Annotated in this window: 7 protein-coding genes; all 7 read left to right on the top strand. The window is 71.5% G+C overall.

Features of this window, described 5'->3' with window-relative positions; translation table 11 throughout:
* Positions 1–37: 37 nt before the first annotated feature.
* The 7 genes from U9J66_RS08290 to U9J66_RS08320 all read left to right on the top strand — a co-directional run bounded on the left by U9J66_RS08290 (position 38) and on the right by U9J66_RS08320 (position 13437).
* Complete coding sequence (locus U9J66_RS08290) at positions 38–5230, top strand: hypothetical protein (protein WP_326337443.1); 5193 nt, start codon at positions 38–40, stop codon at positions 5228–5230.
* 22 nt (positions 5231–5252) lie between these two features.
* A complete protein-coding gene (locus tag U9J66_RS08295) occupies positions 5253–5588 on the top strand; it encodes a hypothetical protein (RefSeq protein ID WP_161110793.1) in 336 nt (111 codons plus the stop codon).
* A 27-nt stretch (positions 5589–5615) separates the two neighbouring features.
* The gene (locus tag U9J66_RS08300; protein ID WP_161110792.1) at positions 5616–6263 is read left to right on the top strand and encodes a hypothetical protein; all 648 of its coding nucleotides are present in this window, start codon (positions 5616–5618) and stop codon (positions 6261–6263) included.
* 139 nt (positions 6264–6402) lie between these two features.
* Positions 6403–6699, top strand: a complete 297-nt coding sequence (locus U9J66_RS08305; protein WP_014912563.1) for a WXG100 family type VII secretion target — start codon at positions 6403–6405, stop codon at positions 6697–6699.
* A gap of 138 nt (positions 6700–6837) precedes the next feature.
* Positions 6838–11238 (top strand): FtsK/SpoIIIE domain-containing protein, encoded by a 4401-nt coding sequence (locus tag U9J66_RS08310; RefSeq protein WP_161110791.1) that lies wholly within the window; start codon positions 6838–6840, stop codon positions 11236–11238.
* Positions 11239–11386: 148 nt separating this feature from the next.
* A complete protein-coding gene (locus tag U9J66_RS08315) occupies positions 11387–13027 on the top strand; it encodes a serine/threonine-protein kinase (RefSeq protein WP_326337444.1) in 1641 nt (546 codons plus the stop codon).
* Positions 13028–13038: 11 nt separating this feature from the next.
* Complete coding sequence (locus U9J66_RS08320) at positions 13039–13437, top strand: hypothetical protein (protein ID WP_014909074.1); 399 nt, start codon at positions 13039–13041, stop codon at positions 13435–13437.
* Positions 13438–13497 lie beyond the last annotated feature (60 nt).

Genomic DNA, 13497 nt, shown 5'->3' on the forward strand with positions numbered 1-13497 from the left:
GCGCCGTATCGGGAGCGGGAAGCGGGAAGGTCGAGACGTGACCAAGCAACCACGGGAGTATCTCCGGTGGGATCTTCTCGATCGATCCGAGGACCCCGTCCCCTGGGTCACGAGTGACGTCCGTTCGCTGAGCAGGTTCTACGAGAAGCTGTCGGACGCGGCCGAGCAGGCCGCCGCCGACATGCGCCGCCTGGAGAGCGACCGCCTGGGCGAGGGCGACACCGTCGACGCCCTCAAGGAGCTCGTCAACGAGCTGCCCAAGTACCTGGACAAGGCGCAATCCGCCTACGAGTCGGGCTACCGGGCCCTCGACAAGTGGGAGACCTCGCTGGAGACGGCCCGCGCGGACAGCGCGACGATCGCGCGTGCGGCGGCCGAGGCCTATCTGGCCCTGGAGGACACCGACGCCTGGAAGAACAAGGTGGACGGGGACGATCCCGTCCGTCAGACGCACATCGTCAAACTGGAGCGTCTCCTCGACGACATGCAGGGGGCGGCGGACGAGTGCGCCCGGGCCCTGGAAGAGGCCAAGCAGGGCAGTCCCCGCAAACTGTGGGGCTGGTTGGACAAGATCGTCACCTGGGTGGAGGAGAACCCCCTCCTCTACGCGGTGGCGATGGTCGTCGCCGGTCTCGCCGCCATCTTCATCCCCGGCCTGGGGATCGCCCTGGCCCTCGTGGCCCTCTCGATCAGCGGGGCCGGTCTCTTCAAGGAGGGCAAGCTCGGTTTCAACAAGGAGACCCTGTTCACCCTCGGTATGGACGCCGTCTCGCTGATCCCCGGTGGAGCCCTCCTCCGCGGCGGTCGCGCGGTCGGCCGGGTCGCGGGCCAGGCGGCCACCCGGGTTCCGGGGCGGGCCGCCGGCGGTGTGCGCAGCGCCGCCACCGCGGTCCGTAACAGCAGGGGCGTCACCGCGGTGACCTCTCGGGCCGGGCGGGTCTCGCGCAGGGTCAACGACGTGCGCTCGCGCAGTGTCACCGCCGACATCGGCTACAACATCGCCAAGGACTCCGCGACCAGCATGGGCGCCTCGATCACCGTGCAGGTGGCCGGCGAGGGTGTGGCCCTGAGCGATATCAGCCTGGGACACGAGGCCTTGACCGCGCTGGGGACCAGCGCCGCGGGCTCGACCGTGGGCGCCCTCAAGAGCCACGACATGCTTCCGTCCTTCGGTGGTTCCGGCTCCGGGGGCGACGGAGGCACCGGCGTCGGCACCGGTGGTGGCGATCCGGCACCGGACCCCGTCGGCTCCGGCGCGGCTCCGGAACCGGCCTCGGGCGGTGGGGACACCGGCGGTCCCGGGGGCGACACGAACACCGGTGGCTCCGGAACCGGTTCCGGTGACTCCTCGAACCCCTCGAACGTTCGGGCCTCCGACCCCGGTGGTCCGGGGACGACCGCGCAGGCCTCCTTCGGCGCCCCGGACGGCGTGGGCGGTACGACGACCGAACCCGCGGCCGTTTCCTCGAACCCGGACGTCCAGATCTCCTCGGACGGCACGACCTCCGAGTCGACCGGCGGTCCCTCGGACACCGGCGGAGCCGCGCAGTCCGGCCCCACGAACCCCTCGACGTCCGAGACCGGCCCGGCCACGACCGGTTCCCCCGATGCCTCCACCGGTGCCCCGGCGGGAGGCGGTGCGCCCGAGAGCGGCCCGTCCACCTCGACGTCGACGGCCGCGAACACCTCGGACGGAGGCGTTCCGACCTCGACCTCGAGTCCGGAACCCACCGGTGGCTCGACAGCCGAACCGACGGTCGCCTCCTCCGCCGCGCCGACCACGACGGACTCCACCGGATCCCCCGAGAACGGGGCCGCGGACACCTCCGTCGGCGGGGGCACCACCCGGCCCCCGGAGGCCTCCGACGGCGCTCCCGTCCAGAGCGACGCCGGCGGACCCCCGGCGGGGACCGTCGGGGCCGCGAGCGATTCCACGACCGGAGACGGCGCTCCCGCCACGGGCTCCGAACCGAACACCTCCGACCGTGGCGCCGCCCCGGAGACCTCCGGCGACGGTGGCACCACCGACCGTTCCTCCGACGGGGAGGACACGTCCGCACGGAGCGACGCGGGCGAGGGCCGGCGCTCCGGCGAGGAGCCCCGTGAGGACTTCGCCCCGGTGACCAGGTCCGGGGGCGGTACCCCCATGCCCCAGCCGTCCGCCCGACCCCGGAGCACGATCGCGGACGGGATGGACACCTCCTCGACGGGTCGCTCGACCACGGCCGACCCGGAGGCGAGCGGCGGCGACACGTCCGGTCCCCGGGCCGACGGCGACACCACCACGACGGGATCTCCCACGGGGTCTCGGACCGGTGGGGACGACACCACCACCGGCGCCCCACCGCCCATCGACACGCCCCCCGCCGCCCGACCGGACGAGACGGCCGTCGGGAGCGGCACGCCCCGACGGGAGACGGTCGAGAGCCACGGGAACGGTTCCTACACGACCACACGCGACGCGAACGGGGAGCCCACGGTCTCCTACCGTCATCCGACGCCGGGGGACGGACCGGACTTCACCATGGACGTGACCCGGGACCGCGTCACGGTAGGGGACCGCACGGTCACCCGTTCCGAGAACGGCTTCGGCGTGACCACGCAGGACGGCTCCGGGGCCACCGTCTCCCGCGGCGCGAGAGGCGAATCGGGCACCGTCGAGGTGACCGGCCCGGAAGGGCGGCCCGGCGCCTCCTACCGTGACGGACGATTGACCGTCCCCACCGGCCAGGGGGACGTCACGGTCTCCCGGAACGACCAGGGCGCCACGATCTCCGCCTCCGACGGCCTGAGCGTCACCCGCCCCACGAACGACGATCCCACCCGGATCGTCCAGGAGGGCGGCCCCGTCGACCTGCGCTTCGGCGGAGACGGACCGGAGATCACCAGGCCCGACGCCGAGGGTGGCTCCACGCCGAGGACCAGGGTGAGCGACCCGGCCGGTGGACGGTCCACGGAGATCGGCCTGGACGGCTACCGGGTGGACACCGACGGTTCCACCCAGAGCTACGACCGAGGTACCGACACGGTCACCCTGGACTCGGGGAGCACGCGCGCCTCGGCCTCGCCGGGTGACGCGCGCGTATCGGACGAGAGTCGGGGCGTCGACCTGTGGCGCTCGCGCGACGGGATCGGCACCGCGCGTGGGGCGGGCGCCACCGCCGTCGGCCGGGGCGATGGGGGGTTCGACATCAGGGCCGGAGAGGCCTCGCCGCAGCGGGCGACCCGAGACGCGGACGGCACCGTCACGGTCGGGGACACCCGGATCACCTTCGACGAGCCCGGATGCCCGGACGGCGTGGTCCGGACCGGTTCCGGCAGCGAGATCAGGGTGGTCGACGTCGACGGCAGACCCGGACTCCGGGTCACCGCGCCCGACGGGACGACGAGCGTCCATGGAGCGGACGGAGCGGGCCGGGCCCCGTCGATCCAGGTCGACGGGCACCGGATCGCCCTTGACCCGAACAGTCCGGACGGCTCCGACGTCACCCTCCAGGTGGACACCCCGGGCGGTTGGCGGGTGGACGCGGCCGGGGCCGACGCGGCCGGGGTCCGTACCCCGCCGGACGCCGACGGGAACTCGTTGGAGATGGCCCGGCGGGCCGACGGCACGAACGAGATGGGCAGCGGCGACTTCCGCGTCGTCTCCACGCCCGCCGGCGACGGGAGCTCGGACGTTCCTTCGTGGGTGTCCGCCCACGGTCCCGACGGGATCACGGCCGGGAGCTCCAGGGACGAGGCGCACGTCGGTGACGGGACGACCCGGACCGAGGTCGAGCCCGGAGACTCTCGAGGCCTGGGCTCGGCGCGGACCCGCTCCGAGGGCGACGACCCCACGACCCACGTGTCCCAGGGGAACGAGGGCGGAAGGGTGCGCACCGGCGACGGGACCGACGTCCACGTCGAAGGCGACCGGGTCGGCGCCGACGTGCCGCGCGGTTCCGAACCGGACGTGCGCAGTGGTGACCGCACCATCGAGGTCCGGGACGACCGGGTCGACATGCGCGGTCCCGATCCCGAGACGGGCGGCCCGACGTTCCGCCCCGGTGAGCACGCCGGGGACGCCGGTCGGGTGCCCCCACGTTGGCGGGCGTCCACCGACGGAGAGAGCATGGGCGGTGGGACGCATCCCCTGCACGAGATCACGACGCGTCCGCAGTCCGGGCCGGGCTCGGTGGCCCGACCGTTCCACGACGGGGACCAGGTCTCCTTCCGTTCGGGCGACATCGAGGGGGACCAGACGCCCGCCGGACGGAGCTCGATGAGCGACGACGGGGGAAGGACCAGGATCTCGGACGGCCGTGGCGGTGTCCGGGTGGTCACCGAGGGAAGGGGCACACCCGACCTGCGCATCACCGAGGATCACGTGCGCGTCAGCGCTCCCGGTGGAGCCCAACAGCGTGTGGACATCCCGCGCGCCGGTGGAGACGACGCCCCGACGGCCCCGCGTCCGGACGGATCCGATGGCCCGACCCCGCGTCGGGACGAGGACGCCGACTCCCCGACGAGGGAGGGCGAGGACGGGGTCCCCGAGGCCCACCGGGGTTCGGCGGACCGCGGCGAGACGGACGGTTCCGGCGACGGCGGACGCGGTTCCTCCGGTTCCGGAGAGGACACACCGGTCACCCCGGTCCGTTCGACGAGGGTGGACGCCTTGGCGGCGATCCCCCTGGAGCTCTTCAAGAACGCCCTCAACATCACCCTCGGGTTCGGGGTCGACATGCTCCGGTACCACCTGGACTGGTACGCGGACAATCTGGAGTTCGGCCCCGACGGTCTGCCCAACGCCAGGTATCTGGAGCAGTCGCTCATGCAGATGGGGACCGCGATCCCCAAGGCGGCGGCGGAGACCCGCTTCGAGGGCGGTTCCGGCGCGATCCTGGAACTGAGCCACCAGGCCATGCGCAACCGGCTCAGGGACGGGATGTTGGAGGAGTTCCACGAGGACTTCCTGAACGAGGAGGAGCGGGAGGACGCCGAGGAGGACGAGATCAACAGGGTCGGCGCGAAGCTGGACCTCCTCGACAAACTGCTCTCCGACGAGGTCAAGGGCGACTACCTGGAGAGCCGTCAGGACCCGCGGGCCGGCCCCGCGGAGCTCAAGGAGGAGGCCCGGATGGACCAGGCCTTCGCCGAGGCGGAGCGGGAACGGGCGCGGCTCGAAGAGGAGCTCGCCGAGTTGCGGGGCATCGACGTCGAGGAACTCAGGAAGCAACGGGACGACGGCTGACGTCGTGTGAGAGGAGGGCCCGATGGCCAAGATCGTCAAGATCGACATGGACGCGGTGATCGAGATGGAGACCTCGCTCGCGCGCATCGCCAACGCCTTCGCCGGCGAGGACGTCAAGAGCCCGGAGGACCGGGCCGAGGACATCGGCCCGGGGAACCTGGTGGACAAGGCCAAGGACTACGGCAAGGACTGCAAGAAGAACTACGAGCGGCAGGCCGAGGACCTGGGCAAGCTGCTGGAGGCGCTCGGCCCCGTCATCGAGACCTTCGAGGAGGCCGACGAGGAGCTGGGCAAGAGCCTGGAGGACGACAAGAAGAAGTCCGGCTCCGGGGGCGGCCAGGGCCAGGCCCAGGCGTAGACCGTCGAAACGAAGAGGACCATCGCCATGCCGTACCTGTTCGAGGAGGACGTCCCGGAGACGGACGTCATGTTCGACATCGACATCCCGGAGCACTGGGCGCAGTACGACCTGTCCGGCGACTCGCTGGCCGAGATGCGTTCCCGTGCGCTGGAGAGGTACGGGAACCGGACCGAGGACGCGGACGCCCTCAACGACCTGTTCACCGACATCGCCCAGGTGACCGGTGACGCGACCGGCTCCGGGCTGGTCTCGGCGGCGGGGACCTTCGAGGAGTACGACGACGGCTTCTTCATGGCGAACGTCTGCGTGTTCGTCTTCCCGTCGGGCCGAGGCGAGAACGCCCTCGATCCCCTGAAGCTGGTCGAGCACGTCTACCCGGCCTCGGCCACCGCGCGCGAGGGCACGTGGCTGCGCAAGACCACCGTCGACCTGGCCGAATCCGGGCTCGGACGCTGTGGCCGCATCTACGGCATCACCGACTACGACACCGACGAGGCGATCGTCCGCACGGTGGCCATGCACACCGCCTTCGAATACCCCGACCTGAACAAACGGATCATGGTCAGCTGCACCAGCCCCAACTCCCGGGAGGCGGAGGAGGTCCTGGACCTCTTCGACGCGATCACCGGTACGGCCCGCTTCTGGGAACGCGAAGTGAACCCGGGGCGGTAGCCGTGAAAACGGTGAAAGCGGGGGCGAACCTCCTGGTCGGTGGGGTTATCCACCACAATGGTCAGGTTCACGGAGCCCCGGCCTTCACCTCGACGACCCGGCCGGACGCGGCCACCGAGCAGAACACAAGGAGCCCCACATGCCCGCCTACAACGTCGACAGCGACAAGACCGAGGAGACCTCCGGCTCCCTCACCCAGGAGTTCAACGAGTTCACCGAGCGACTCCAGGGCATCAAGAACAAGGTCGACGGCCTGATCTCGGACGGCTACAGCACGCCCGCCGCCGAGAAGCACTTCCGCCCCTTCTTCGAGGACTTCAACAGCGGCTTCGAGGACGTCAACAAGGGCCTGGAGGGCATCGCCAAGTACATCAAGCAGGTCGGCACCACCTTCAGCGAGACCGACGAGAAGCTCGGTGAGGGCCTCAAGGGCTAGGTCCCACCTCCCCGGCACCGCACATCCCCCTGCCCGATCCCCCGGTCGGGTGTGGGGGCGGTTCGGAGCGCTCCGAACCGCCCCGACCGTTTTCACCGCACCCTTCCCCGCCCGCAGATCGATCGGAAACAGTCCACCGTGCGCCTCCTCTTCACCGCGACCCCGGCCACCGGTCCGTCAGTGGACGGTCCGGACGGTTCCGGTCCCGTCGCCTCCTCGCCTCTGCGACTGGACATGCTCGTCGACGCCGACCCCGGCGCGACGGTGCGTCAGCTCATCGAGGTCGTGGACCCCATGGTCCGCACCCTGCCGAGGACGGGCCGTGAGGTCCCGCTCTACGTCGGTGAGCGCAAGGTCGACCCGGCCGCATCCCTGTCCGAGGCCGGCATCCTCGACGGCGCCGTCATCGGCGTGGGCGGGCCCGCGGAGGTCAAGGCGGAACCGCCGGGCGTCGTCGAGATCAGAGTGGTATCGGGGTTCGACGCCGGACGCGTGGTCCGACTCGACCCGGGCGACTACGTGATCGGCGACCACGAGAGCGCGGTGCTGGTCGTCGACGCCGACGGCCACTGGGCGCGGATCCGGGTGGCCCCCGACGGGACCGTCACCCTCCTGCGCACGAGCGCCGGTTCCGGTGTCCGGCTGGAGGGCGAGGACGTCGCGGCGGACACGGCCTGGCCGCAGGGCGAACAGCTCACCCTGGGCGGCACCCTCTTCGAGGTCTGGCCCAACCACCGTCCCGACGCCGCGATCGTGCCCTCCGAGGACGGCACCGGCCTGGACTACAACCGTCCTCCCCGCCTGCACCCGGCGCCCAGCAAGACCAAGTTCAAGCTGCCCAGCCCGCCCGAACCGCCGGATCGGCCGATCGCCCAGTTGATCATGATGATCCTGATGCCGATCACGATGGCGGTCGGCGGCGCGCTCATCATGAACCGGCCGCAGATGCTGCTCATCGGGCTGCTCGCGCCGGTCTCCGTACTGTTCATGCAGCTCATGCAGCGCAAGACCAGCAAGGCCCGCTACGACCGGCAGATGCGCGAGTTCGAGGAGAAGACGGAGCGGGTCACCAAGGACGCCCGCGACGCCCTCGTCTCCGAGCAGCGTCGGTTGCGGGACACCTGCCCCGACCCCGCCGCCGTGCTCCTGCTGGCGACCGGGCCGCGCTCCCGTCTGTGGGAACGCCGCCAGATCGACGAGGACTTCACCCTGCTGAGGATGGGCACCGGCAGCATCCCCTCCCAGGTGGTCCTCATGGACCCCACCAAGGACGACCACCGCAAGGAGGTCACCTGGGACATGAAGGACGTGCCGGTCAGCGTCTCGGTCAAGGACAACGGCGTCGTGGGCGTGGCCGGGAGCGGCGAGGGGGCCCAGGCCCTGGAACGGTGGCTGGTCGCCCAGCTCGTCACCCTGCACAGCCCGGCCGAGCTCCAGCTCTACCTGCTGTCGATGGAGGGCGACCACAACCGGTGGCGCTGGACCCGCTACCTTCCGCATCTGCGCGGTGAACACCCCCGACTCTCGCTGGGCAGGATCGGTATCGACGCCACCACCTGCGCCCGGCGGATCTCCGAACTCCAGATGATCATGGAGGCCCGGACCCAGGCGCCGCGCGGAGCGGCCGACGAGGAACCGGCGATCGTGGTCGTGCTCGACGGCGCTCGCCGGATCCGTTCCCTTCCCGGCGTGGTGCAGTTGCTGCGCGAAGGCCCCGAGGTGGGCATCTACGTTCTGTGCCTGGACGCGGAGGAGCGTCTGCTCCCGGAGGAATGCCGCGCCGTCGTCGGCATCACCCCGCACGGGATGCGCCTGCGCCGTACCTCCTTCGACAACGTCGAGGACGTGCGCGCCGACGTCCCCTCCGCCGCCTGGGCGGAACGGCTGGGCCGGGCACTGGCGCCCATGCGCGACAGCAGCGTGGGCGAGGCCGGGGGAGCGTTGCCGCGCAGCGCCCGTCTGCTCGACGTGATCGGGCTGGAGCCCCCGAACGGCGAGGCCATCGCCGCCCACTGGGTGAGCGGTGGTCGCAGTACCGTCGCCACGCTCGGTGTGGGACTGGACGGCGCCTTCGCCGTCGACATCCGTCGTGACGGCCCCCACGCGCTCATCGCGGGTACCACCGGTTCCGGTAAGTCCGAGCTGCTCCAGACCCTGGTGGCCTCGCTCGCGGCGGTCAACCGGCCCGAGTCGATGTCGTTCGTCCTGGTCGACTACAAGGGCGGCAGCGCCTTCAAGGACTGTGTCGACCTGCCGCACACCGTCGGCATGGTCACCGACCTCGACACCCACCTGGTGGGACGCGCGCTCGTCTCGCTCGGCGCCGAGCTCCACCGTCGCGAGCACATCCTGGCCAAGGCCGGGGCCAAGGACATCGAGGACTACCTCGAACTCCTGGACCGCGACCCGAGCATGCCGCAGATGCCGCGTCTGATGCTGGTCATCGACGAGTTCGCGTCCATGGCGCGCGAACTGCCGGACTTCGTCAAGGGTCTGGTCAACATCGCCCAGCGAGGTCGGTCGCTCGGCATCCACCTGGTGCTCGCCACGCAGCGTCCCGGCGGCGTGGTCACCAACGACATCCGCGCCAACACCAACCTGCGGATCGCCCTGCGGATGACCGACGAGACCGAGAGCCGTGACGTCATCGACGCCCCGGAGTCGGCCCACATCGGGATCGACACCCCAGGCCGCGCCTACGCCAGGCTCGGCCACGCCTCCCTCCTGCCGTTCCAGTCCGGACGGGTCGGCGGTCGCCGGGTCGTCGCGGTCGAGAACGCCTCCGACCCGATCGCCCACGCGGTGAAATGGTCGGACCTGGCCCTTCCGGCGCCGGTCGCCGTACGTGAGGGCCAGGAGAGCGGCGACGTGGAGTCCACCGACCTCACCGCCCTGGTGGCGGCCGTCAAGGAGGCGGCCGAGCAGGTCGGCGCCCGACGCCAGCCGAGCCCCTGGCTGGAGGCGCTGCCCACCACGCTCACCCTGTCCGCGCTGTTGGGGGGACGACCGCCCACACCCGAACCCGGAACGGTCCGACCGGTCCCGCTCGGTCTCGTGGACATCCCCGCGCAGCAGCGGCAGACGCCCTACACGTTCGACCTGTCCCGGACCGGACACCTGCACGTCATGGGGTCGGGCCGGACCGGCCGCTCCCAGACCCTGCGCACCCTCGCGGCCTCCCTGGCCCTGGGACACCACCCCGACGACGTCCACATGTACGGCCTGGACTGCGGCAACGGCGCGCTCCTGCCGATGGAGCGGCTGCCCCACTGCGGCGCGGTCGCCCAGCGGACCCAGGGCGACCGGGTGGTGCGCCTGCTGGGGCTGCTCGGCGAAGAACTGGACCGACGCCAGAAGCTGCTCGCGACGCACGGATGCGCTGACCTGGAGGAACTGCGCGCCAAGGTTCCGGCGACGGAGCGCCCCGCTCACATCGTGCTGTTCATCGACCGGTTGGACGCCTTCGAACAGGCCTTCGGCGAGTACAACTACGGCGCCCTCGTCGAGGACGTCACCACCCTGATGCGGGACGGCGCCGGCGTGGGCGTGCACGTGGTCGCCACCGGCGACCGTCTCCTGACCCGCACCAAGTACTCCTCCACCACCGAGGATCTGCTGGTCCTGCGCTGCAACGACGCCGGCGACTACAGCTCGGCCGGGCTCCAGGCCCGCTCCCTGCCGGAGGAGGTCCCGGACGGCCGCGCCTTCCGCGCCTCCGACGCCCTGGAGGTGCAGATCGCCCTCCTGACCCGGAACCCGCAGGGTGCCGCGCAGGGCGCCGAGCTGGGCCGGATCGCCGACTTCGTGTCCAGGCGTCCCCGTCCCGAGGGCGGACCGCGCCCCTTCCGGGTCGACGTCCTTCCCGACCGACTGACCCTGGCGGACATGTCCCGCTTCCGTTCCGCCCCGCCCCGTCCGCTGCACGCGCTGATCGGTGTCGGCGGCAACGAGCTCGGAGCGGTCACCGCGGACCTGTCGCGCATCCCCACCTTCCTGGTGAGCGGCCCGCCCCAGTCCGGGCGGTCCAGCATGCTCACCGTGATGGCCGAGTCCCTGCTGGAGGGCGGCACGGAACTGCTGCTGGTCACCCCGCGTGGATCGCGGCTGGGGGACCTGAGGACCCGGCGCGGTGTGCGGGCGGTCATCGACGCCGCCGAACCCCGACTGTCCCAGCTCCACGAGGCGCTCGGGAGCTTCGAGGGCGAGACGGCGGTCGTGATGATCGACGACGCCGAACTGCTGCTCCAGAGCGATCTGGGCAAGGAGTTCACCCGGATCGCGCGGGGCATGGTGGGCGCCGGCTGGGGCATCGTCGCCGCCGGCACCAACGAGGCCCTCCAAGGCGGCTTCAACGGCTGGCACGTGCACCTCAAGCGCAACCGGGTCGGCGCCCTGCTGTCCCCCCAGAGCCAGGCCGACGGCGAGGTCCTGGGGCTGCGTCTGCCCAAGGGGGTGTCCAGCCCCCGCCTCACGCCCGGAACCGCCTACCTGCACCTGGGCGACGGGCGCATTCAGCAGGTGAGGGTACCGATGCCCTGACCGCCACGACCCTTCGACTGAGAAGGGGGAGGAGTAGTATCCACTTACTCCCCCTTTCCCACTCTTCCTCCCCCTGCACTCGGCGGGCGCCTGAGCATGCCGCCTGTCTCGCCCTTCCCACCTATACGCCGACCAGGACCAGTCCCCAGTGAATCCGACCCCCTCAGCCATCACGCTTCCGGTCACCGCGACCGACCTCACCTCCACCGATCCGGCCAGGATCGGGCCCTACCGGACGCTCAAGCGTCTGGGCTCCGGCGGCATGGGCGTCGTCTACGCCGCGCGGAAGGACGGGGGAGAGCTGGTCGCGGTCAAGCTCATCCACCCCGAGTACGCCTCCGACCCCGAGTTCCGAGCCCGTTTCGCCCGTGAGGTCGAACTGCTCGGCAAGGTGGGCGGCGCCTGCGCCGTGCCCCTGCTGGACGCCGACCCCGAGGCCGAACGGCCCTGGCTGGTCACCCCGCTGGTGCGGGGGATGACCCTCAGCGCCTACATGCGCAAGCACGGAGCCCTCGACGAACGCCTGCTGATCGGCCTGGCCGCCGGTGTGGCCGAGGCCCTCTCCCAGATCCACGAGGTGGGCATCGCGCACCGCGACCTCAAGCCCGCCAACATCGTCCTGTCGCCCGAGGGGCCCCGTGTCCTCGACTTCGGTGTGGCCCGCGCGGTCGACCAGACCGCGCTCACGCGCACCGGTTCGATCATGGGCTCTCCCGGCTGGATCAGCCCCGACCACTACCAGGGCGCCCCGGTCAGCACGGCCGACGACATCTTCGCCTGGGGAGCCCTGGTCGCCTACGCGGCGACCGGACGTCCCCCCTTCGGCAGCGGCGACCCGGCCGCCATCGCCCACCGGGTCATCAGCGGCGCGCCCGACATGGAGGGCTTCACCGGTCCGCTCGCCGACCTCGCCGCACGGGCCATGGTCAAGGAGGGGGCCCAGAGGCCCACCGCCCTCGAACTGGTCACCGCGATGGTGGAGGTGAGCGCCCCGGGCCGTTCCTACGCCCCGGTGGCCTCGGCCGCCGCCGCGGGCAACGCCATGGGCGCCTTGGTCGACGACAACTGGCACGGCGTCCAGACCGCGCCCGAACGCGAGTTCGCCGTGGCCCGAGGCGGAGGGAACACCGGCAGGGTCCTGGCCTTCGTCGGTGCGGGTGTGGGCGCCCTGGCCCTCATCGCCGGACTCGGCTTCGGCGGCGTGGCCCTGGCCTCCAACTGGGACTCCCTCCCCATGGCCTCCTGGTTCTCCGGTGGGGACGAGCCCGGGGAGGACGAGGGGACCGAGGAGGCCTCCGGCGAGGAGATCCGGCGCCCCGGGCCGGTCGGCACGGAACCCTCGGAGGATGCCTCGCCCTCGGACGAGCCCTCGGACGACGCCTCCGACGAGGACGACGAGAAGGACGACGAGAACGACGAGGAAGAGGCCGGAGAACCGGTCACCACCATGGCCACCGTCGGTTCCGGGGTCTCCGCCTCCGGTGAACGCCCCTCGGGCGGCGAGGTGGTCGCCTTCCAGCCCTCGGGCGGTTCCGGGCACTACGGCTCGCTCGACGGCGCGACGGTGGTCTGCGCGTGGAGCTTCTGTCAGGGGCAGGCCGGATCCATCGGGGACGGGGAGGCCGGTTCGGTCTCCTCCAGCCCGTCCGCGTTGACCTCCTACGTCAACTCCGGCGGCCGCACCATCTCCGCCGAGGTCACCTACACCGAGAACGCCGACGGCACCATCACGATCACCCGGCTCGTGGAACACCACAAGACCAGCGGCACGGGCACCCCGCCCTGGTAGGAGGAGAAGTGTTGAAGTCTTTTGTCCGCCGGGCCTCCGGCGGGATCGCCATCGCCCTGGTCGCCGTCCTCGCCCAGGCCGTCCCGGCCGCCGCGGCCTCCTACGGGGGAGAGTGCGGCAGCGGCTACGGCGTGGTCAACCAGGCCGACATCAGCGGTGGAACGGTCTACCTCGCCTACAACAACTCCAGCGGGAAGAACTGCGTCGTCGTGGTGCGCTCCTCCTCCGGAGCCGCGATGAACATGGACGCGGTGCTCAAGACCAGTGACAGCACCTCCTGGGAGAGCGACCCGGGGAACTGGACCGCCTACGCGGGTCCGGTCTACCTGAGCGCCGCCGGCCGGTGCGTGGACTGGGGCGGCGTGGTCGGTGACGCGTGGGTCGTGCGCACCGGCACCAACTGCGGCTGAACCGACCCCCGAACCGATGGACGGCCCCGCCCGAGAGCGGGGCCGTTCGCGTACGGGGAG

The organism is Nocardiopsis sp. LDBS1602 (assembly GCF_035818715.1).
GTDB classification, from domain to species: Bacteria; Actinomycetota; Actinomycetes; order Streptosporangiales; family Streptosporangiaceae; genus Nocardiopsis; species Nocardiopsis alba.

Coding starts and splice junctions, on each gene's coding strand:
- U9J66_RS08300 (WP_161110792.1), top strand. CDS start 5,616: ATGCCGTACCTGTTCGAGGAGGACGTCCCGGAGACGGACGTCATGTTC.
- U9J66_RS08305 (WP_014912563.1), top strand. CDS start 6,403: ATGCCCGCCTACAACGTCGACAGCGACAAGACCGAGGAGACCTCCGGC.
- U9J66_RS08295 (WP_161110793.1), top strand. CDS start 5,253: ATGGCCAAGATCGTCAAGATCGACATGGACGCGGTGATCGAGATGGAG.